The organism is Actinacidiphila guanduensis, assembly GCF_900103985.1.
Taxonomy (GTDB): domain Bacteria; phylum Actinomycetota; class Actinomycetes; order Streptomycetales; family Streptomycetaceae; genus Actinacidiphila; species Actinacidiphila guanduensis.
Genome location: NZ_FNIE01000010.1, coordinates 154217 through 175889, shown reverse-complemented (window position 1 = coordinate 175889; position 21673 = coordinate 154217). Strand labels below are relative to the sequence as shown.

At 73.5% G+C, this 21673-nt stretch carries 17 protein-coding genes; 10 read left to right on the top strand and 7 right to left on the bottom strand.

Annotated features, from left to right (window positions below; translation table 11 throughout):
* Window positions 1–94: 94 nt before the first annotated feature.
* The gene (locus tag BLR33_RS22610; protein WP_093786389.1) at window positions 95–1561 is read left to right on the top strand and encodes an NCS2 family permease; all 1467 of its coding nucleotides are present in this window, start codon (window positions 95–97) and stop codon (window positions 1559–1561) included.
* A gap of 58 nt (window positions 1562–1619) precedes the next feature.
* Entirely contained in the window at window positions 1620–2738 is a 1119-nt protein-coding gene (locus BLR33_RS22605) for an XdhC family protein (protein WP_093786521.1), read from the top strand.
* 522 nt (window positions 2739–3260) lie between these two features.
* Here BLR33_RS22605 and BLR33_RS36235 read toward each other — a convergent pair.
* From BLR33_RS36235 to BLR33_RS22585, 3 genes are all read right to left on the bottom strand, one after another.
* Window positions 3261–5354 carry a sigma-70 family RNA polymerase sigma factor gene (locus tag BLR33_RS36235; protein ID WP_245771592.1) on the bottom strand — a complete coding sequence of 698 codons (2094 nt, stop codon included), beginning with the start codon at window positions 5352–5354 and terminating at the stop codon, window positions 3261–3263.
* A 312-nt stretch (window positions 5355–5666) separates the two neighbouring features.
* The gene (locus tag BLR33_RS22590; protein WP_093786388.1) at window positions 5667–6188 is read right to left on the bottom strand and encodes a GNAT family N-acetyltransferase; all 522 of its coding nucleotides are present in this window, start codon (window positions 6186–6188) and stop codon (window positions 5667–5669) included.
* Window positions 6189–6201: 13 nt separating this feature from the next.
* A complete protein-coding gene (locus BLR33_RS22585) occupies window positions 6202–6987 on the bottom strand; it encodes a GntR family transcriptional regulator (RefSeq protein WP_093786387.1) in 786 nt (261 codons plus the stop codon).
* A gap of 367 nt (window positions 6988–7354) precedes the next feature.
* On the opposite strand from BLR33_RS22585, the gene BLR33_RS22580 reads away from it, so the two are divergent.
* From BLR33_RS22580 to BLR33_RS22555, 6 genes are all read left to right on the top strand, one after another.
* The gene (locus BLR33_RS22580; protein ID WP_245771591.1) at window positions 7355–7756 is read left to right on the top strand and encodes a hypothetical protein; all 402 of its coding nucleotides are present in this window, start codon (window positions 7355–7357) and stop codon (window positions 7754–7756) included.
* Window positions 7753–8205, top strand: coding sequence for a DUF6907 domain-containing protein (locus BLR33_RS22575; protein WP_093786386.1), 453 nt, complete (start codon window positions 7753–7755; stop codon window positions 8203–8205). Before BLR33_RS22580 ends, BLR33_RS22575 begins: the two co-directional genes overlap by 4 nt.
* Window positions 8206–8636: 431 nt before the next feature.
* Complete coding sequence (locus tag BLR33_RS22570; RefSeq protein ID WP_407639714.1) at window positions 8637–10019, top strand: MFS transporter; 1383 nt, start codon at window positions 8637–8639, stop codon at window positions 10017–10019.
* 361 nt (window positions 10020–10380) lie between these two features.
* Complete coding sequence (locus BLR33_RS22565; RefSeq protein ID WP_093786518.1) at window positions 10381–11121, top strand: class I SAM-dependent methyltransferase; 741 nt, start codon at window positions 10381–10383, stop codon at window positions 11119–11121.
* 53 nt (window positions 11122–11174) lie between these two features.
* Window positions 11175–12305, top strand: a complete 1131-nt coding sequence (locus BLR33_RS22560; RefSeq protein WP_093786384.1) for an FAD-dependent monooxygenase — start codon at window positions 11175–11177, stop codon at window positions 12303–12305.
* Between the two features lie 196 nt (window positions 12306–12501).
* Window positions 12502–12834, top strand: coding sequence for an SAV_915 family protein (locus BLR33_RS22555; protein ID WP_093786383.1), 333 nt, complete (start codon window positions 12502–12504; stop codon window positions 12832–12834).
* Between the two features lie 412 nt (window positions 12835–13246).
* On the opposite strand, the gene BLR33_RS22550 is transcribed toward BLR33_RS22555, so the two are convergent.
* The gene (locus tag BLR33_RS22550; RefSeq protein ID WP_093786517.1) at window positions 13247–14101 is read right to left on the bottom strand and encodes a helix-turn-helix transcriptional regulator; all 855 of its coding nucleotides are present in this window, start codon (window positions 14099–14101) and stop codon (window positions 13247–13249) included.
* Window positions 14102–14252: 151 nt separating this feature from the next.
* Here BLR33_RS22550 and BLR33_RS22545 point away from each other — a divergent pair, with 151 nt between their 5' ends.
* Both BLR33_RS22545 and BLR33_RS22540 read left to right on the top strand, forming a co-directional pair.
* Window positions 14253–15947: an AMP-binding protein gene (locus BLR33_RS22545; protein ID WP_093786382.1), complete on the top strand. Its 1695-nt coding sequence runs from the start codon at window positions 14253–14255 to the stop codon at window positions 15945–15947.
* An 80-nt stretch (window positions 15948–16027) separates the two neighbouring features.
* Complete coding sequence (locus BLR33_RS22540; RefSeq protein WP_245771590.1) at window positions 16028–17665, top strand: AMP-binding protein; 1638 nt, start codon at window positions 16028–16030, stop codon at window positions 17663–17665.
* Here BLR33_RS22540 and gcl read toward each other — a convergent pair.
* The 3 genes from gcl to BLR33_RS22525 all read right to left on the bottom strand — a co-directional run bounded on the left by gcl (window position 17649) and on the right by BLR33_RS22525 (window position 21600).
* Window positions 17649–19433: a glyoxylate carboligase gene (gene gcl, locus BLR33_RS22535; RefSeq protein WP_093786380.1), complete on the bottom strand. Its 1785-nt coding sequence runs from the start codon at window positions 19431–19433 to the stop codon at window positions 17649–17651. The two genes, BLR33_RS22540 and gcl, sit on opposite strands and share 17 nt — an antisense overlap.
* A 235-nt stretch (window positions 19434–19668) precedes the next feature.
* Window positions 19669–20403, bottom strand: coding sequence for a hypothetical protein (locus tag BLR33_RS22530; protein WP_093786379.1), 735 nt, complete (start codon window positions 20401–20403; stop codon window positions 19669–19671).
* Between the two features lie 297 nt (window positions 20404–20700).
* Complete coding sequence (locus BLR33_RS22525; protein WP_093786378.1) at window positions 20701–21600, bottom strand: 2-hydroxy-3-oxopropionate reductase; 900 nt, start codon at window positions 21598–21600, stop codon at window positions 20701–20703.
* Window positions 21601–21673: the final 73 nt, after the last annotated feature.

Sequence of the window (21673 nt, the reverse complement as noted above, 5' to 3'; positions counted from 1 at the left end):
GCCGTCCCCCGGGTCGTGCAGGCCACGCGGAATCCCAAATCCCGCCCGCGCTCCGGCGGCCGGGTGCCCCTGTGAACCTTGGGAGTTGGCGCACATGACCCAGACACCAGTGGAGCCGCGCCCGGCGGCCGGCGGCACGGGCCCCGGCCCGCACTCGGCCGCCGGCACCGGACGGCTCGACGGCTACTTCCACATCTCCGCGCGCGGGTCCTCCATCCCGCGCGAAGTCCGCGGCGGCATCACCACCTTCATGGCGATGTGCTACATCCTGCTGCTCAACCCGCTGCTGCTGTCCGGACCCGACGCGCACGGCCACCGGCTCGGCCACGCGGCCCTGATCACCGCCACCGCGCTCGCCGCCGCCGTCTCCACGCTGCTGATGGGCCTGGTGGGCAAGGTACCGCTGGCGCTGGCGGCCGGGCTGAGCGTAGCCGGGGTGATCTCCACCCAGGTCGCCCCGGACATGACCTGGCCGCAGGCGATGGGCATGTGCGTGATCTACGGCGGCGTCATCGTGCTGCTCGTGGTCACCGGGCTGCGCGAGATCGTGATGAACGCGATACCGCTGCCGCTCAAGCACGGCATCACCATCGGCATCGGCCTGTTCATCGCGCTGATCGGCCTGGTCAACGCCGGCTTCGTCGGCCGCGGCGACCCGCACGGCAGCTCGCCGGTCGCCCTCGGCCGCGGCGGGCAGCTGTCCGGCTGGCCGGTGCTGCTGTTCTGCGTCACGCTGCTGCTGATCTTCATGCTCCAGGCCCGCGGCGTGCCCGGCGCGATCCTGATCGGCATCGTCACCGGCACCGTGCTCGCCGTCGCCGTCAACGCCGCCGCGGGGCTCAGCGCCGCCGACTGGGGCGGTACCGCGCCCGAACTGCACGGCAGCGCCGTGTCGATGCCCGACTTCTCGCTCCTCGGGCACGTCGCCTTCGGCGGCTGGGGCGCGATCGGCGGCATGACGGTCGCCGTCATCGTCTTCACCCTCGTGCTCGCCGGGTTCTTCGACGCGATGGCCACCATCATCGGCGTCGGCACCGAGGCCGGGCTCGCCGACGCGCGCGGCCGGATGCCGGGCCTGTCCAAGGCGCTGTTCGTGGATGGGGCCGGCGGCGCGATCGGCGGCATCGCCGGCGCCTCCGGGCAGACCGTCTTCATCGAGTCCGCCACCGGCGTCGGCGAGGGCGCCCGCACGGGCCTGTCCTCCGTGGTCACCGGACTGCTCTTTGCCCTCGGGCTGTTCTTCACCCCGCTCGCGCAGATCGTGCCCGGGCAGGTCGCCGCCGCCGCGCTGGTGGTGATCGGCTCGATGATGATGGGCAACGCCCGGCACGTCGACTGGTCGGACCGGGCGGTGGCCGTGCCGGTCTTCATGACCGTGGCGCTGATGCCCTTCACGTACTCCATCACCGCCGGGGTCGGCGCCGGGGTGGTCTCCTACACCGCGATCCGGTTCGCGCAGGGGCGCTGGCGCGAGCCCGGGATTTTCATGTGGGCGCTGACCGCCGTCTTCACCGTCTACTTCGCGCTGCACCCCATCGAGGCGTGGCTGGGCGTCAACTAGGGCTCCGTCAGAGGTGTCTGACGATATTTCAGGTCACTTCTCCATGAAGGGGAACACCATGCTGGATCTCGCCGGGGAGCTGCACCGCTGGAGCGGGCTCGGCCGCCCGTTCGCCGTCGCGACCGTGGCCGCCACCGGGGGCAGCGCCCCGCGCCGGCCCGGCGCCGCGCTCGCCGTCGACGCCGACGGCACCGCGATCGGCAGCGTCTCGGGCGGCTGCGTGGAGGGCGCGGTCTACGAGCTGTGCCGCCAGGCGCTCTCCGGCGAGGGGCCGGCGACCGCGCTCGAACGGTTCGGCTACTCCGACGACGATGCCTTCGCCGTCGGGCTGACCTGCGGCGGCGTCATCGACGTCGCCATCCAGCGGATCGACCCCGCCGAGCGGCCCGAGGTGGCCGCCGCGCTTGCCGCCGCCGCCTCGGGGGAGGCGGCGGCGCTCGCCCGCGTCGTCGCGGGCCCGGCCGAACTCCTCGGCCGCGCCCTGCTGATACGGCCCGACGGCTCCCGCGTCGGCTCCCTCGGCGACCCCGTACGGGACCGCACGGCGGCCGCCGAGGCCGCGGCGATGCTCGCCGCCGGGCGCTCCGGCACGGTGGGGATCGGGGCCGAGGGGAGCCGCTGCGGGGTGCCGCTGACGCTGCTGGTGGAGTCCAGCGTGCCGCCGCCGCGGATGCTGGTGTTCGGGGCGATCGACTTCGCGGCCGCCCTCGTACGGGCCGGGCGGTTCCTCGGCTACCGGGTCACCGTCTGCGACGCCCGCGCGGTCTTCGCCACCGCCGCGCGCTTCCCCGAGGCCGAGGACGTCGTCGTGGACTGGCCGCACCGCTACCTCGACGCCGAGGCCGCGGCCGGGCGGCTCGATGCCCGTACGGCCGTCTGCGTCCTCACCCACGACGCGAAGTTCGACGTCCCGCTCCTCGACCGCGCCCTGCGCCTTCCGCTCGCCTACGTGGGCGCGATGGGCTCGCGCCGCACCCACGACCACCGGTCGGAGCGCCTGCGCGCCGCGGGGCTCCCCGCTTCCGCCCTGGCCCGCCTCCACTCCCCGATCGGCCTCGACCTCGGCGGCCGCACCCCCGAGGAGACGGCGCTCTCCATCGCGGCGGAGATCGTCGCCTCGCGGCACGGCGCCACAGGGCGCCCTTTGAGCGAAACGGCTTCCGCGATCCACGCATAAGGGTTCTTTACGGGGTTGGGTGCCGCCGTTGCGGCAGCGCGGCCACGGCGCCCCGCCGTGGGGGTTGTCCCACAGTGCCGGGTGCTGCCCGCAGGATGGCTGGTCGCGCAGTTCCCCGCGCCCCCAAGAACGGCTGCCCGCCGTGGGGGCTTCCGCCGGTCCCCGGCCGCAGGCCGGTTCTGGGCTCGTCGCGCAGTTCCCCGCGCCCCTGATGTGCTCGCCCTTCGCGCGCAGAGCGAGGTTTTCCGGGGCGCGGGGAACGGCTCCCCCAGAGGTGGGAACCCCCAGAAGAGGCCACCGGCCTCGGGGCGGCATTGGACCCCCGTGGGGCGGACGGGAACCCGAAAGGGGCGCTGGGGGTGCCCCCAGGCGAAGCCCTGGGGGAGGAACTGCGCGCGCAACCGGTCACCGGCCGGCTGTCGGCGACGAGACAGGAACCCTCGCGGCGGGCAGCCGCACCCGCACCGCCTCGGGCGGCACCCGGCGGCGTACCGGAACCCCTGCGGCGGGGAGCCGCCCGGCTCAGCGGGCCCTTTCGAAGGCGCGGCCCTCTTCCGTGGCCACGGGGCCGCTGTGGAAGAGGCCCGTGCTCGGGGCGCCGTCCTTGGCCGGGAGGCCGAACCACGCGTAGCGCTGGACGTAGGGCAGCCCGTCGAGCATCTTCGTCGCCGCGGTGAGGAACGCGGCCTGCTGGGCGTCGCTCGGGTAGCGCGCGGTGCCCGTGGAGAAGTCGGTGAGCGCGAACTCCGTGAGCCAGATCGGCTTCCCGTAGCGGCTGTGCACCGCCTCGAGGTAGGAGCGCAGCTGCGCGACCGCGTCCGACGTGGTGAAGTCCCCGCCGTACCAGTGCAGCGCGATGAAGTCGACGCGGTACCCCTTCTGCTTCGCGCCGGTCATGAAGCGGTCCAGCCAGCCGCCCGGGGTGTCGCCGCCGTACGCGACCGCCGGACTGCCCAGCACCTTGCCCGCCGATTCCAACTTCGGCCACAGAGAGAGCGCCTGATCGACCGTCATGTTGGACTGGCCGCCCATGTCGGGCTCGTTGAAGCCCAGCAGGTAGGGCCCGTCCTGCCGCGCCTGCGCGAGCGCGGCCGAAGTGACGCTGCCCGAGCCCCAGATCATCGGCACGAAGCCGGGGCCGCTGATGCCGGAGTGCGTGGTGGACCACGTGTAGTACCAGCTCGCTCCCGACTCGGCGAGCGCGGTGTTGACCCCGTCGAAGCTCCATACGCCGACGCCCTTGCGGGAGGAGGACGCGGGCGGCGCGGGCGGGGGCGGCGCCTTGACGGGCGCGTGCGTGGCGGGCTTCTTCGGCGCGGGCGGGTGCGTCTTCGTCGGCGTCGGGGTGGGCGACGTGGTCGTGGGCACCGGGGTGGTGGGGGCCGCGGTGGTGGGCGAGGCGGTCGTGGTGGCGGGGGCCGCGTGCGCGGCGGGCGCGTCCTTGCCGTCGCTGACGTGGACGGCGACCAGCGCGGAGGCCGCCACCGCGGCGACGGCGGTCACGGCCGCGGCGGGCACGGCGAGCGGACCGTGCAGCAGCCGCGACCCGAGCCGGTGGGCACCCCGGTGGGCGCCGGGCCGCCGCGGGCCGCGCGGGTGCGGGACCGTCGGCTGGCCGCCGGAAGCGGGCTGCGTACCAGGAGCGGAGGAGACCGGTACGTGGTCCGGCAGGGGGACGTGGCCGCCGGGCGCGGGCTGGGCACCCGGCGCGGAGGAGCCCGGCAAATGACCCGGCGTGGGGGAGTGCCCGCCCGGAGCGGGGTGCGGCATGTGGCCGGGTCCGGGGTGCCCGTCCGGGACGGGGTGGGGGCCGGGCGCGGGGTGGCTGCCCGGCACAGGGCCCGGTACGTGCCCCGGTGCCGGCGGCAGGCCGCCCAGGGCGAACGGCACGGGGAGCAGCGGCAGGCCGCTGAGCAGGCGGTCCATCGGGAGCAGGACGCCGGCCGTCCGCCCGCACACCGCGCAGCCCCGTATGTGGCGGGCGAAGCGCTTGCGCCACAGCGGGCTGGGGATGCCGTCCCAGCCGCCGGCCAGCGCCCGCAGCTCGCCGCAGTCGTCGGCCGCGCCGAGCGCCCGGACGACCGTGCGGGAGGTCTCCAGTTGCTCCTTCATCCGCTGCACCTTGACGGCCGCGTGCTGGCGGGTCAGGCCCAGCGCCTCGGCGAGTTCGGTGCGGCCGATGTCGCCGGTCTCCTCCAGCCACCACAGGGCGAGCAGGGTGCGGTCGCCCGGGTCCAGCCACCGGGTCGCCTCGGCGATCTCGCGGCGCTGGTCGGTCAGGCCGAGCCGCAGGATCGTCACCGAGGCGAAGTCGGAGGCCGGGTCGGGGATGAGTTCGGCCGCGTCCAGGCCGGTGCGCTGGTGCCAGGCGGCTTTGCGGGCCTGCTCGCGGTCGCGGACCTGGCGGACGGCGATCGCCACCAGCCAGGAGCGGAACGCGGTGGGCTCGCGCAGGTCGCCCAGCCCCCGGACGACCCGCAGCAGGGTCTCCTGGACGACGTCGTCCACGTCGTCGTTCCCGTCGAGCGCGCGCCCGACGATGTTGTAGACCAGCGGGAGGCACTGGGCGACGAGCGCGTCGAGGGCGCGCTCGTCACCGGCTCTGGCTGCCGTCACCACATCAGGGTCGGGCCCGACCCGGTCGCCCGCACGCATAGCCTCGCTCCACTTCCTCGGTTCCCTACACACAGGAGAGGGTCCACTGAGCAGTGGGATAACAGAAATTGGGCCCAAGCGGCGCGGCTTCCCGACGTACGGCCGCGGCCGCGGACGGCACCCGCCATCCCCCCTGCGGGCCAACGAACCGGGGTTCCCTGTGCGGCGCAGCTCGGGCCGCACGTTTGCGTGCCTGGGTGGCGTTGCCCTCGGCGAGGTAGTCGTTCCAGGCATCGGGGTCTGCCGGGGTGGGCCTCATGTGCTGGTGACTCCCTACGGCGAAGGCCAGGTGTAACAGCGGGCGGGGGCGGGGGGGTTGGTGCCGTAGTGGTGCTGGGCTTCGCCGATCGGGTGCCAGCCGAGGTGGTCGTAGAGGCGGATCGCCGCGGCGTCCTTGTGCAGGACATCGAGGACGAGCCGCAGGGAGCGGGCGCGCGCGAAGGCCATGGCCTCTCGGACAAGGCTTTCACCAAGGCCCCGCCCGCGCGCGGCCCGTACGACGAAGAGCCGGGCGAGCACGCCGATGTCCGCCCCGTCCGCGCCCCGGCTTCGCCAGAGCGCCACCGCGTCCTCGTCGCCGTTGGGGCTCATCACCGCCACGTGGCCGACGACTTGGCCGTCCAGCACGCCGACCCATGCCGCGACGACCCCGGGCGGAGCGATCCACGCCTCGGGCTGCGCGACCCCCTCCACCGGGTAGCCGTCCGTGCCGTGGACGTCCACGAGCGCGGTGGCGGCATCGGCCACGTCCTCCGCCCGGATCGGCCGCACCACGGGCCCGCGGGACTCGGTCATCACGTCTCCCACCTCAGGACTCGGCCTGCTCGACGGGGAGTTCGTAGAGCAGCCCGGCGCGGTCGGCCCGGTGGACGTAGCGCGACACCTCGAAGGGCTCTGCGTTCTGGTCGAAGCTGGTGTGCAACACCTCGAGGACCGGTACGCCCGGCGGGAGTCGGAGAAGCGCGGATTCGTGCGGCGAGGGCATGCGTGCCGTGATCTCGTCGCGTCCCCGCGTCATGACATGCCCGAGCTCCTCCAGCCGGCCGTAGATCCCGTGCGGTCCGGACCGCGGCTCCATGAGCGGCGTGCCCTGCGCCTCCTCCCACTTCAGGTAGGTGGAGACGATCTGCACGGGCTCGTCGTCGGCGAAGTAGTGGTTCTCGCGGTGTACGACGCCGGCGATTCCGGTGGGAACGCCCAGCCGTTCGGCCACGTCCTCGGGCGGCTCCTCGCGCGTGATGCCCAGGACCTCGATCCGCGCTGTCCGGCCCTGGCGCGCGGCCTCCAACCGGAAAGGCGTCAGGCCCGTCTCGCGATTCTTGAGCGAGTAGCGGTCGCTGCCGAAACGCAGGAGGCGTTTTCGTTCGCGGACGAAGACGCCGCGTCCGTGCTCGGCGATGACCAAGCCCTGCTCGGCAAGGATGCGGATCGCCTCACGGGCGGTGTTGCGAGCCGCGCCGTACTGCTCGGCGAGGGAGCGCTCCGAGGGGAGCCGGTCTCCGGGTGACAGCTCGCCGTTCTCGATGGCGGCACGCAGCGTCTCGGCGATCCGCCTGCTCGGGAGCGGTTCGGGCGAAGGGGAAGAGGTGGGCACACGAGAAGGCTAACAGCTGGCTTGAGCCAGTCGCTTGACAGCGTTCGCGCCCCAATGCTCAACTGGCTCAAGCCAGTTACGGAAGGTGGTGGAGCAGTTGCGTACACGTTCGCCAAACCCCGCACCGGAGCGGGGCCGTTCGAACCCTCCTCGGCACGAGCACGTGCCCTACGTCGTGCTCTGGAGTGGAGAACCCCCCGGGGTGATGCCCGTTGTCCGGCGGCAGGACGGGCGGGGGATCGGGTATGCCGACGAACGGGGGTTCGATCGGGACGGGTACGGCGTGCTGTGGTCGCGGGCGCCCTCGCAACCCGGAAAGGGGCGGCCCCGGTTCGGACAGGTGCACAGCCTGCGGCAGCGGATCGCCATGAGCGGGGTGCGTTGCCAGATCTGCGGCGGGCCCGCCGACCGTACGCGCGACGGCGTGCTGTGGCTGGTCGACGCGCGGCCAGACCACCTGCGGCCCCGCGACGAGAAGACCGCTCACCCGCCCGTCTGCCGCCCCTGCGCGCACCGCTCAGTGACCGCCTGCCCGCATCTGCGGCGAGCCGTCACCGCCCTGCGCGTACGGCACTTCGCCCCCGTCGGTGTCAACGGGATCCTCCACCGCCCGGCCGGCCGCGCTGCCCCTGAACCTGTCGACGTCGGCTGGTTCGCCTACGACGACCCCCGCATCCCCTGGGTACGGGCCCACCAACTCGTCGTGAGGCTTACCGGCTTCGCCCCCGTCCACCTCACCACCCCTGAACCGAGGAGCCCGGAAACGTGAGCAGAACCTGGACCATCACCACCGACACCGGCTTCAGTATCAGTGGCCACTTGCCGGACTGGGCCGAGGAGGACCCAAGCGCCCAGGGCGTTCCGATCGAACGGCTCGGCCTGATGCTCAGCGACATCAACCACCACCGCGGCTTCGTGGGGTGCCCGCTGCCCGTCCACGTCCCCGACGGGCGGACGGGGACCGCGACCGAATCCGTCGAGGTTCTCCACGTCGGGATCGACTGCGACCCCTACGCCCCCGAACCCGAACTCCGGCAGCCCGTCGCCAACCTCTGCCTCGTCGACGACTACATGGTCCCGGGACTCGACCCGGACGGTCTCGCCCGCCTCGCCGCCGCGTTACGCGCCCACGCCGACCTGCTCGACGGCGAGGTGCGGGCCGCGCTTGTGCGGGCGCGGGGCGACTGGGCAGACAGCAGGTCCTACGTGCCCGCCTGAGGACCCGGTGCGGCTGGCCAGGACCACCCCGCTCGGGGGGCGTCGCGCAGGGGGATCGCCGTGATGTCCGGGCGCAGGGTCTCCGGGCGGGCGCCCGCGGGGGCTGAGGACGCCGGGAAGGGGCGGGAAGGTTGATGCGCCCGGCTGTGAGGAGGCGCACATGCGGGGAGGCAGCGAAACGTTTGCGTTTCGATAAGTCGCGACGTACCGTCGTTCGAGTACGAAACCGTTTCGTTCTTCCAGCGGATCATCCGCGCCTCCCCGTCCCTTCAGGAGCACGCAAGATGTCGACCTCGTCCGCAGCCGACGCCCACGTCGGCGAGCCCTCACCGGCCGGTCCGGTAGAGCTCGACAAGCACGACAAGCACGCCGTGGAGGAGCGCCCCGGCCACCGCTGGTGGGTGCTCGCCGTCATCGCGATCGCCCAGCTGATGGTCGTCCTGGACGCCACCGTCGTGAACATCGCCCTGCCCTCCGCCCAGAAGGCCCTCGGCTTCAGCGACGGCAACCGGCAGTGGATCGTCACCGCCTACTCCCTCGCCTTCGGCAGCCTGCTGCTGCTCGGCGGGCGACTCGCCGACCTGATCGGCCGCAAGATCGTCTTCCTCGTCGGCGTGGTCGGCTTCGCCGGCGCCTCCGCGCTCGCCGGCGCCGCCCAGAACTTCGAGGTCCTGGTCAGCGGCCGCGCCCTGCAGGGCCTGTTCGGCGCGCTGCTGGCCCCCGCCGCGCTGTCGCTGCTCAACACCACCTTCACCGACGCCAAGGAGCGCGCCAAGGCGTTCGGCATCTACGGCGCCATCGCAGGCGCGGGCGGCGGCATCGGCCTGCTGCTCGGCGGTGTCCTCACTGAGCACCTCAGCTGGCGCTGGACCCTCTACGTCAACCTGGTCTTCGCCGTCATCGCCTTCATCGGCGGCATGGCGCTGCTCCGCAAGGGCGCCCCGGCCGACCGGCCCCGCCTCGACCTGCCCGGCACCATCCTGGTCACCGCCGGCCTGTTCGGCATCGTCTACGGCTTCTCCAACGCCGAGACCCACCACTGGGGCTCCCCGCTGACCTGGGGCTTCCTGACCCTGGGCGTGGTGCTGGTGGCCGCCTTCACCTGGTGGCAGACCCGGGCGCAGCACCCGCTGCTGCCGCTGCGCGTGCTGGTGGACCGCAACCGCGGCGCCTCGTTCGCCATCCTCGGCATCGCCGGTGTCGGCATGTTCGGCGTGTTCCTGTTCCTGACCTACTACCTCCAGCTCACGCTGCACTACACGCCGGTCAAGACCGGCCTGGGCTTCCTGCCGATGATCGGCGCCCTGATGGTCGCCGCCCAGATCGCCACCACCGTGCTGGTGCCGCGGTTCGGCCCGCGCCCGGTCGTGCCGCTCGGCATGGCGCTGTCCGCGGTCGGCATGGCCTGGCTGACCCTCCTGGACGGCGGCAGCACCTACGCCGCCAACGTCCTGCCGCCGCTGATCGTGATCGGCCTCGGCATCGGCCTGGCCATGCCGACGGCGATGAGCGTGGCGACCTCCGGGATCTCCGAGGAGGACGCGGGCGTGGCCTCCGCGGGCGTCAACACCATGCAGCAGGTCGGCGGCTCCATCGGCACCGCCCTGCTGAACACCCTGGCCACCGCGGCCGCCACGAACTACGTCAAGAGCCACGGCACGGCGCCGGCCATCCTCGCCCACGCCCAGCTGCACAGCTACTCCACTGCCTACTGGTGGTCGGCCGGTTTCTTCGCCGCCGGCACGGTGATCGCGGCGCTGATGTACCGCAGCGGCCGTCCCAACCTCACCGCAGGCCAGGCCGTCCACATGTGACCGGCGGCCCCCGGACCCCCGGCGCCCGACGAGCGGAGGGCACCGGGCCGGGGGCCGGCAGCCGGGTCATCGTGGGGACGGGACACCCGGCCGCCTGCCCCCGAATCCGCCGCCCCGGCGGTGCGCCGCCCCCGTGCGCACCGCCGGGGCGGCGGTCTGCGTACGGGGCTCCGCCCGTGCGCCCGCGGCCCACGGTTCGCCGGTCCGGGCGGAGCGGGAGCGGCGCCGCCACCCGCGGCGTACACCGCCACGTCCGGGGCAGGACCGGCGTACGGCCGCTGCGCAGAGGGCGCCTGCCGTGGCCGTCCACCGGACGGAAAACCCGTTGCCCGCCCGCAGGGCGCCCGCGCAGACTGCGCCGGTGTTCACCGATGCCGATGCCGCCGCCCTGTACGACACGCTGAACCCCTGGGACCCCGACCACCGGATGGACGACGGGTTCTACTTCCCGCTGGTGATGGCCGCCGACTCCGTCCTGGACGTCGGCTGCGGCACCGGCTCGATGCTCGCCCTCGCCCGGGCCCGCGGCCACCGCGGACGCCTCACCGGGATCGACCCCGACCGCGCCATGCTGGACCGGGCCCGGCGGCACGAGGGCATCGAGTGGATCGAAGCCGCCGCCGCGCAGGCCCCCGAAGGCGCCGGCTTCGCGCTGGCCACCATGACCGGCCACGCCTTCCAGAACCTGCTCACCGACGACGACATACGCGCCTCCCTGCGCGGGGTGCACGCCGCGCTGCGGCCGGGCGGGCGCTTCGCCTTCGAGACCCGCCACCCGCTGGCCCGCGCCTGGGAGGGCTGGACCGCCCGCAACCCCGAGGACGTCGTCGAGGTGGTGGACGAGCAGGGCCGCCCCTTGCGCTACTGGCACGAGGTCGACTCCGTCGCGGACGGCATCGTCGCCTTCCACGGCACCGTGGCCGCCCCCGACGGCACCGTGCTGCGCGTCCTCACCGAGAGCCTGCGCTTCCCCGGCCCCGCCGAACTCCACGCCTTCCTCACCGAGGCGGGCTTCACCGTCCAAGAGCAGTACGGCAGTTGGGACCGCACGCCGGTCACCGACGCCAGTCCCGAAATCATCACCGTGGCCAGTCGGGGGTAGGCGACCGTCGGGCGCATGACCGGCGCCCGACGCAGCGGTGAAAGGGGACCTCCATGGCCGGTACTTCGCTTCCGGACAGCACGCACGTCGCCATCGTCGGCGCGGGACCGACCGGGCTGACCCTCGCGCTCACCCTCGCCGAGGCCGGCGTGGACTTCGTGCTGCTGGACCGGCTCGCCGAAGGTGCGAACACCTCGCGCGCGGCCGCCGTGCACGCCCGCACGCTGGAGGTGCTGGAGGAGCTGGGCGCCTCGGGTGAACTCGTGGCCAGGGGGGTGCCGGTGCGGCGCTTCACCCTTCGTGACGGCCGCCGGGCGCTGGCCCGGCTGTCCTTCGCCGGCCTGCCCACGCCGTACCCGTACACCCTGATGGTCCCGCAGAGCGAGACCGAGGCGGTGCTGCTCGACCGGTTGCGGGCGGCGGGCGGCGAGGTGCACCGGCCGGTCGAGGTGCGCGGCCTGGTCCAGGACGCCGGGGGCGTCACCCTCACCACGGCGGACGGGCAGACCCTGCGGGCCGCCTACGCGGTCGGCGCCGACGGCATGCACAGCACCGTCCGCGACGCCGCCGGCATCGGTTTCGCCGGCGGCACCTACGAGGAGTCCTTCGTGCTCGCCGATGTCGCGATGGACTGGGCGCCCGGGCACGAGGAGGTCTCGGCGAACGTGCACGCCGACGGCCTGGTGGTCGTCGCGCCCCTGCCGGGCGAGCGGTACCGGATCGTCGCCATCGCCGACGACGCGCCCGAGGAACCCGGCGAGGAGTACGTGCAGCGCCTGCTCGACGCGCGGACGCCCGGGCAGGGGCAGGTCCACCGGGTCGTGTGGGGCTCGCGGTTCCACGTCCACCACCGGGTCGCCGACCGCTTCCGCGACGGGCGGGTGCTGCTCGCCGGCGACGCGGCCCACGTCCACAGCCCCGCGGGCGGGCAGGGCATGAACACCGGTATCCAGGACGCCCGCGAGCTCGGACGGGCCCTCGCGGCCGACCGCCTGGCGGAGTACGAGGAGCGGCGGCTGCCCGTCGCCCGGCGGGTGGTCGCCTTCACCGACCGCATGACCCGTCTGGCGGCGCTGCGCGCCGCCCCCGCCCGCGCCGCCCGCAACGCCGCGGTGCCGCTGCTGACCGGGGTGCCGCGGGTGCGCGAACGCCTGGTGCGCGAGCTGGCGGAGCTGGATTACTAGGGCGGGATTACTGAGGCGGGGCGTGCGGGCCCCGCACGGGGGCGGATGCCGGGTGGTAACGCGGTCGGCGCCCCCGCCGGCGGCAGGTGAGGAGCGTGGCGGGCGACGTGACGCCCCGGAGGTCCGGGCGGCGGGCTCCCGCCGCTCCGGGGCGGCCCGGGGGGAGGGGGCGTGCCGCGCGGGTTACCGTAAGGGCATGCACGTGAGCCAGCACCAGCCGTCGGTCGCCTCCGGCGAGCCGGAGTCCGGTGGGACCGCGGGGCGTTCGCTCTACGTGCCGGTACGGCGTGGGCCGGCCGGGGACGTGATCCGCCTGTGGCGTACGCCTTTCGGGACGCGGACGGCTGTCGCCTTCACCACGGACCGCCGCCTGCGCTCCGTGCTCGGGCCGACCCAGCCGTGGATCCGGCTCTCGGCGGTCGCCCTCCGGCGGCTCGCCGAGCCTCTCGGGGCGCACCACCTGACGGTTGACCCGGTCCTCACACGTGCGGCTGGCGGCGGCCGCACGCGTGAGGGTGAGGGCACGTAGGGCTCTTTAGGCTGCGGGGTACCGCTCTTGCCCGGTGCGGCTGCGGCTTCCCGCCGCGGGGGTTCCGTCTCGTCCCCGGCCGCAGGCCGGTGGCCTGCTGAGCGCGCAGTTCCCCGCGCCCCTGAAAAACCTTGCCCTTCGCGCGCACAGCGAGCCCCGTACAACCCCCGGAGGCGCTGGGGCACCCACCCCCAGGCGAAGTTCCGGGTGAGGAACTGCGCCAAGCTACGGCGGTGCGGCACTCGGCACCCTAGGGAACCCCTGCGGCGGGTTGCGGCACCCGTGGGTGGAATCCGGCACGTGGGGAACCCCTGCGGGGGGTTGCGGCACCCGTGGGCGGAATCCGGCACCGTGGCGCACCCCTGCGGCGGGTTGCCGTTCTTGGGGTGCGAGGGGCCGTGGCCCCGATGGCTCAAGGGAGAAGGCCCGCCCTGCGGGCGGCCACTACGGCTTCGAGGCGGGTGTGGGCGCCCAGTTTGCGCATGGCGGCACGCAGGTAGCTCTTGACGGTCTCGGGGCGCAGCCGCAGGCGCGCGGCCGCGGCCGCGTTGGTCGCCCCGGAGGCCACCGCGCTCAGAACGTCGAGTTCGCGGGGGGTGAGCTGCGGGGCCGGGCGTGGCCCGGGCAGAGGGAGGGTGGCCGAGGCGGCAGGCGCGGCACCGGCCGCGGCGAGTTTCGCGCAGGCACTGAGCAGCTCGTGCCGCAAGTGCGCGTCCGGCACGCGCGCGGCCAGCGCCCGCAGCTCGGTGTGCGCCTCGCGCACCTCCTCCCAGGCCCGCGGGTCCGCGGTGGGCGGCGCCTGCGCGAAGGACAGCAGCCGCTGTGCCTCGTCCCGCACCACCAGCGCCTGCTCCAGCTCGCGCGCGGCGTCCAGCGCCACGTTCAGCGGCCGCTCGCCGAGCACGAACGGCTGCCGCAGCGCCCCGTAGAGGACCCCGCGGACCCGCCGCTGGACGACCACCGGCACGGCGAGCACCGAGCGCAGCCCCTCGCTGGCGACGGCCGCGTCGTACTCGTGGCTGATGGCGCGCGAGGAGCGGTAGTCGGTGACCGCGTACGGGCGGCCCAGCGCCAGCGTCTTGCCACCGAGCCCGTTGCCGGACGTGATGGTCAGGCCGCGCAGCGACTCCGTGCCGGTGCCCGACAGCTCGCTGATCCTGAACTGCCGCGCGCCATAGCCCGGTGGCAGCCCGCCGCCGGTCACCAGCCCGCCGAAAGCCACCGGCAGCAGTCCCGACCTGCGCATGCGCAGCAGCGCCGCCCGCAGCTCCACGGCATCGCCCTGCCCGTCCACCTGCACCACGTCCCCTCGGCCGACCTCGGCCCCCACGGCGGGCCCGCTCACCCCCTTCCGGGGGTAGTGAGACCCACGTCACTCACGGACGATGCTACTCAGCGCCCGTCGATGAGGAGGACACATGCCGGCATCGGAGGCGACCGGAGAGTTCCGGGCCGCCCGGGACTTCCTGCTGCGCCACCGCGAGGACTACCCGGCAGCCTACGAGGGTTTCGCCTGGCCCCGTCCGGAGTTCTTCAACTGGGCCCTGGACTGGTTCGACGTGGTGGCCGCCGACCCGGAGCGGACCGGGCAGGACGCGCTGTGGATCGTGGAGGAGGACGGCAGTGAGGTCCGCGTCACCTACGGCGAGATGTCCGCGCGCACCGACCGGGTGGCGACCTGGCTGCGCGAGCAGGGGGTGCGGGTCGGCGACCGGGTGCTGCTGATGCTGGGCAACCAGGTCGAGCAGTGGGAGAGCGCGCTGGCGCTGATGAAGCTGCGGGCCGTGGTCATCCCGGCGACCCCGCTGCTCGGCCCGGCCGACCTGCGGGACCGGATCGGGCGCGGCGAGGCCCGGCACGCGATCGTACGGGCCGCGGACACCGCGAAGTTCGCCGACGTGCCCGGCGACTACACGCGCATCGCCGTGGGCGGCGCCGCGGACGGCTGGACCGCCTACGAGGAGGCGCAGGAGGCGCAGCCCGCGGGCGGGCCGGGCTTCATCCCGGACGGCCCCACCCGCGGTGACGACCCGCTGATGCTCTACTTCACCTCCGGCACCACCGCCCGGCCCAAGCTGGTCGCCCACACCCATCTGTCGTACCCGGTGGGCCACTTGGCGACGATGTACTGGATCGGGCTGCGCCCCGGCGACACCCACCTGAACATCTCCTCGCCGGGCTGGGCCAAGCACGCCTGGTCCAGCCTGTTCGCGCCCTGGAACGCCGAGGCGACCGTCTTCGTCCACAACTACAGCCGTTTCGACGCCGGCCGGCTGATGGCCGAGATGGACCGGGCCGGCGTGACCAGCTTCTGCGCCCCGCCCACGGTGTGGCGGATGCTCATCCAGGCCGACCTGCGGGCGCTGAAGAACCCGCCGCGGGAGGCGGTGGCGGCCGGCGAGCCGCTGAACCCGGAGGTCATCGAGCACGTCAAGCGGCTGTGGGGGGTGGTGATCCGGGACGGCTTCGGCCAGACCGAGACCGCCGTGCAGGTCGCCAACCCGCCCGGGCAGATCGTGAAGGCCGGCTCCATGGGCCGGCCCACCCCCGGTTACGCCGTGGCCCTGGTGGACCCCGTGACCGGGCGGCCCGGCGACGAGGGCGAGATCTGCCTGGACCTGTCCACCCGCCCGGTCGGGCTGATGACCGGCTACGCCGGCGACCCCGGGCGGACCGCCGAGGCGATGGCCGGCGGCTACTACCACACCGGCGACATCGGCCGCCGGGACGCCGACGGGTACATCACCTACATCGGCCGCAGCGACGACGTCTTCAAGTCCAGCGACTACAAGATCAGCCCGTTCGAGCTGGAGAGCGCGCTGCTGGAGCACGAGGCGGTCGCCGAGGCCGCGGTGGTGCCCGCGCCCGACGAACTGCGGCTGTCGGTGCCCAAGGCGTACGTGGTGCTCGCCGAGGGCTGGGCGCCGGACGGGGAGACCGCCAAGGCGATCTTCGCGCACTCCCGCGCGGTGCTCGCGCCCTACAAGCGGGTGCGGCGGCTGGAGTTCGCCGACCTGCCCAAGACCGTGTCGGGCAAGATCCGGCGGATCGAACTGCGCGAGGCGACCATGCACGACGGCAGCCGCGAGTTCCACGAGGAGGACTTCCGATGAGCACGCAGCCGGCCGGGCGACCGTCAGAAGCCTTACGGGAGAGGGCAATTGGTCAAGCGGCCGACGGGGTCGCCCGTGCCGTGGAAACCGCCGCACCTGCCGAGCCGGCCGAGCCGTCGTATGCCCACGGCACCGGCGACACCCCCCTGCTCGGCGACACCATAGGCCGCAACCTGGACCGGGCGATATCCGCCTTCGCGGACCGCGAGGCCATGGTGGACCTGCCCAGCGGACGGCGGTGGACCTACGCCGAGTTCGGCCGCGCGGTCGACGACCTGGCCCGCGGGCTCGCCGCCCACGGCGTCGGCAAGGGCGACCGGGTGGGCATCTGGGCGGTCAACTGCCCCGAGTGGGTGCTCACCCAGTACGCCACCGCCCGGCTCGGCGCCATCATGGTGAACATCAACCCCGCCTACCGCACGCACGAGTTGGAGTTCGTGCTGCGGCAGTCGGGCACCTGCGTGCTGATCGCCTCGCCGCAGCACAAGGACAGCGACTACCGGGCGATGGCCGCCGAAGTCCGCCCGCGCTGCGAGCAGTTGCGCGAGGTCGTGCACATCGGCGACCCGGAGTGGGACGAACTGCTCGCCGCCGGCGCCGGCCTGGACGCCGGCTTCCTGGCCGCCGCCGAGGCCGAGCTCGACTGCGACGACCCGGTCAACATCCAGTACACCTCCGGCACCACCGGCTTCCCCAAGGGCGCCACCCTCTCGCACCACAACATCCTCAACAACGGCTACTTCGTGGGCAGCACGATCGGCTACAGCGAGCAGGACAGGGTCTGCCTGCCGGTGCCCTTCTACCACTGCTTCGGCATGGTGATGGGCAACCTCGGCATCACCTCGCACGGCGCCTGCATCGTCATCCCCGCCCCCTCCTTCGACCCGGCGGCCACCCTCAGGGCGGTCCAGCAGGAGCGCTGCACCTCGCTCTACGGCGTGCCCACGATGTTCATCGCCGAGCTCAATCTGCCCGACTTCGCCTCCTACGACCTGGGTTCGCTGCGCACCGGCATCATGGCCGGCTCGCCCTGCCCGGTGGAGGTGATGAAGCGGGTGATGGCCGAGATGCACATGGCCGAGGTGTCCATCTGCTACGGCATGACCGAGACCTCGCCGGTGTCCACCCAGACCCGCATGGACGACGACATCGAGCACCGCACCGCCACCGTCGGCCGGGTGCTGCCGCACCTGGAGGTGAAGGTCGTGGACCCTACCGACGGTACGACAGTGCCCCGTGGCACTCCCGGTGAACTCTGCACCCGGGGCTACTCGGTGATGCTCGGCTACTGGGCGGAGCCCGAGCGCACCGCCGAGGTGCTGGACGCCTCGCGGTGGATGCACACCGGCGACCTGGCGGTGATGCGCCCGGACGGCTACGTCTCGGTCGTCGGCCGGATCAAGGACATGATCATCCGCGGCGGGGAGAACATCTACCCGCGGGAGATCGAGGAGTTCCTCTACACCCACCCCAAGGTCTCCGACGTGCAGGTGGTCGGCGTGCCCGACGAGACTTACGGCGAGGAGGTGCTGGCCTGCGTGATCCCGCGCGACCCGGCCGACCCGCCCACCCTCGGCGAGATCGAGGAGTTCTGCGCCGGCCGGCTCGCCCGCTACAAGGTTCCGCGCCACCTGCGGATCCTGGACGCCTTCCCGATGACGGTCAGCGGCAAGGTGCGCAAGGTCGAGCTGCGGGCCCGCTTCAGCGCAGCGGAATGACCTCGGTGGGGGCGTGGCCGGGCGCGGTGGCCAGCTCCTGGAACTCGCGGACGTCGGAGATGTCGGCGGTGGTCGACATCGCGATGTCGGTGATCCGCTCCAGGATCGCCTCCACCACCACCGGCACCCGGTGCTCGGCGGCCAGCTTCTTCGCCTCCTCGAAGGCCGCGCCCAGGTCGGCCGGGTCGGTGACCCGGATCGCCTTGCAGCCCAGACCCTCGGCGACCTTGACGTGGTCCACGCCGTAGACGCCGAGTTCGGGCGAGTTGAGGTTCTCGAACTCCAGGTTCACCTGGAAGTCGATGCCGAGCCCGAGCTGCGCCTGCCGGATCAGGCCCAGGTAGCTGTTGTTGACCAGCACATGCACGTAAGGGATGCGGTGCTGCGCGCCGACGGCCAGCTCCTCGATCATGAACTGGAAGTCGTAGTCCCCGGAGAGCGCCACCACCTGCGCCTGCGGGTCGGCGGTGGCGACGCCGAGCGCGGCGGGGACGGTCCAGCCGAGCGGCCCGGCCTGGCCGCAGTTGATCCAGTGCCGCGGCCGGTAGACATGCAGCATCTGGGCGCCGGCGATCTGCGAGAGGCCGATGGTGGTCACGTAGCGGGTCTCGGGGCCGAAGGCGCGGTTCATCTCCTCGTAGACCCGCTGCGGCTTCATCGGGATGTCGTCGAAGTGGGTGCGGCGGTGCAGGGTGCCCTTGCGCTCCAGGTGCGCGGCGATCCACTCCGAGCGGTCCGGCAGCCGGCCCGCCTCCTTCCACTCCCGCGCCACCCGGACGAACAGCTCGAGGGCGGCCTTCGCGTCGGAGGCGATGCCGTAGTCCGGCGGGAAGATCCGGCCGATCTGGGTGGGCTCGATGTCCACGTGCACGAAGGTGCGGCCCTCGCGGTAGACGTCCATCCGGTAGCCGGTGTGCCGGTTGGCCCAGCGGTTGCCGATGCCGAGCACGAAGTCCGAGGCGAGGAAGGTGGCGTTGCCGTACCGGTGCGAGGTCTGCAGCCCCACCATGCCGGCGTTCAGCTCGTGGTCGTCCGGGATCGCGCCCCAGCCCATCAGGGTCGGCACCACCGGGGTGCCGGTCAGCTCGGCGAACTCCACCAGCAGGTCGGCCGCGTCGGCGTTGATGACCCCGCCGCCCGCCACGATCAGCGGGCGTTGCGAGGCCACCAGGTACGACAGCGCCTTCTCGATCTGGGCGCGCGAGGCGGCCGGCTTGTAGACCGGCAGCGGCCGGTACGTCTCCGGGTCGAACTCGATCTCGGTCTGCTGCACGTCCACCGGCAGATCGATCAGCACCGGCCCCGGCCGCCCGGAGCGCATCAGGTGGAACGCCTGCTGGAAGACGCCGGGCACCTGCGCGGCCTCCAGCACGGTGGTGGCCTTCTTCGTGACGGGGCCGGCGATGGCCGCGATGTCGACCGCCTGGAAGTCCTCCTTGTGCAGCACGGCGGTCGGCGCCTGGCCGGTGATGCACAGGATCGGAATGGAGTCGCCGCTCGCCGAGTACAGCCCGGTGATCATGTCGGTGCCGGCCGGTCCCGATGTCCCGATGCACACGCCGATGTTGCCCGGCCGGGTCCGCGTGTAGCCCTCGGCCATGTGCGAGGCGCCCTCCACGTGCCGGGCGAGCGTGTGCGCGATGCCGCCGGCCGCCTTGAGTGCCGCGTAGAACGGGTTGATCGCGGCCCCGGGCACGCCGAACGCCGCTTCCACGCCTTCCAGTTTCAGGATCTCCACGGCCGCCCGCGCGGCAGTCATCCGACTCATCGATCCACTCCCCAGTGAAGTGTTTCCGTATTGTGGAATCTGGCTTCTGCTATGTGAAAATGAGGCTAGGTTTCAAGGCACCCCTCGTCAAGACGGGAACGCTGTGTGCAAGGGGGAGTTGCTGGGCACTCTCAGGCGCGCCGAGGGTTGCCCCCGGGCGAAGGGCCGCGGGTGGAACTGCGCGCTCAGCGCAGGGCAGACCGGTGGCCGGGAACGGCGGGAAGCCCGGCAGCGGTCAGTCGGAGCCCCGTACGAGACGGGACGCCGCCTCGTTCACCGGCTGCGGCGTCCCCGTCAGGTCCAGGACGAACAGCGGGACGTCGAGCTGGTCGGCCCGCTGCCGGGCCTCGGTGGCGTATCCCGCGAGCGAGAAGAACGCCCCCACCGCGTCCTCGTTGGCGCAGTTCAGCCAGAGGCACTCGACCTCGCGCACCGGTGTCGGCAGGGTCGTGGGGTCCACCTGGGCCACCAGGCCCTCACCGCGCAGGTCGATGCCGTTGGCCGTGCGGTCGCCGGCCAGGCGCACCTCGGTGAAGCCGAGCCACTTCAGATAGCGCGCGGCCGCGGTCAGCGCGTCCCGCGTGGTGCGGATCACCACTGGGCGGAAGGGCGGGCGGTGGGTCGTGGGCCGGGGCGGCACCTCGCCGCTCGGCGCGGGCGCGGACCCGTGCGGGACCGGCACCTCGCCGCCGTCCGCGGCCGTCTCGGCGGCGCCGCGCACCGGCAGCCGCACCAGCGCGCCGCAGGCGCAGTCGAACTCCGGCTGCGGCCACTGGTCGGTGCGGCCACAGTCGGGGCAGCGCAGCCGGACCCAGGACTCCTCCCAGGACCGGTGGCGGATCCGCAGCGGCGGCACGTCGTCGCGGACCGGCGGGGAGAGCGGGGTGCCGCAGGCGCACGGGAAGACCGGGGCCGTGTAGTGGTGTTCGCGCCCGCAGGCCGGGCAGCGCACCGGCACGCTCTCCGCCATCGCTCGCCACTCCCGTTCCCGCCCGTGCCTGCCGCGCCGCCTCGGTCGGGTGCGGCGCGCAATGCTCGTGCTCCCCATAGTGCAGGAAGCCGCGCCGCCGTGCGGGGCAACGGCGGCGACCGGTCCCGGGACGGGGCGTGGTGGTACGGGAGAAAGGCACGTGGGTGGTACCGCCTGGCGGTGCCGCCCCCGCGCTCGGTGGCGGGGGACTGCCAGGCGCGACCCGTGGCAGGGCCGGCACCGCCGGGCGGGGATCGGGCGCGGTCCGTTCGGCCGCGGACCGCGGATGAGGGGCCGTCAGTCCTTGACGGGCAGGCCGGACAGCCGCTCCACCCCGCGCAGCAGCGCCGAGTGGTCCAGGCCGCCGTCGCCCTGGGCGCGCAGCGAGGCGACGAGGCCGGCCACCACCGCGCCGACCGGGAGCGCGGCCCCCACGGCGCGGGCGGCGTCGGTGACGATGCCCATGTCCTTGTGGTGCAGGTCGATCCGGAAGCCGGGGGCGAACTCGCGGCGCAAGAAGTTGTCCTTCTTGCGGGTGAGCACGGTGGAGCCGGCCAGGCCGCCGTTGAGCACCTCCAGAGCCGCCGCGAGGTCGACGCCCGACTTCTCCAGGAAGACCACCGCCTCCGCGCACGCCTGGATGTTGACCGCGACGATGAGCTGGTTGGCCGCCTTGACGGTCTGCCCGGCGCCGTGCGGGCCGCAGTGCACCACGGTCCTGCCGAGCGTCTCCAGCAGCGGCCGCGCCTCCTCGAAGTCGGCCCGCTCGCCGCCGACCATGATGGACAGCACCGCTTCCACCGCGCCCGCCTCGCCGCCGGAGACGGGCGCGTCCAGCACCCGGATTCCCTTGGCGGCGGCGGCCTTCGCCAGGTCCACCGAGGTCTGCGGGGTGATCGAGGAGGTGTCGACGAGCAGCGCGCCGGGCCGGGCGTGGGCGAGGATGCCGTCCTCGCCGTAGGCGACGGCCTCCACCTGCGGGGAGGCGGGCACCATCGTGACGATGACGTCGGCGCCCTCGACCGCCTCGGCGACCGATGCCGCCGCGGTGCCGCCGGCGGCCGCGAGCCGCTCCAGCTTCTCCGGCTCCAGCGTGTAACCGGTGACGCGGTAGCCGGCCCGGAGCAGGTTCTCGGACATGGGCGAGCCCATGATGCCGAGTCCGATCCAGGCGACCTTGGGCAGTGCGGTGGGCATGGGGCGGCCTTTCGTGGTCGGGGGAGAGGGGATCGGCGGGGCGGTGAGGCTCGGCTGGTGGCTGGTGGCTGGT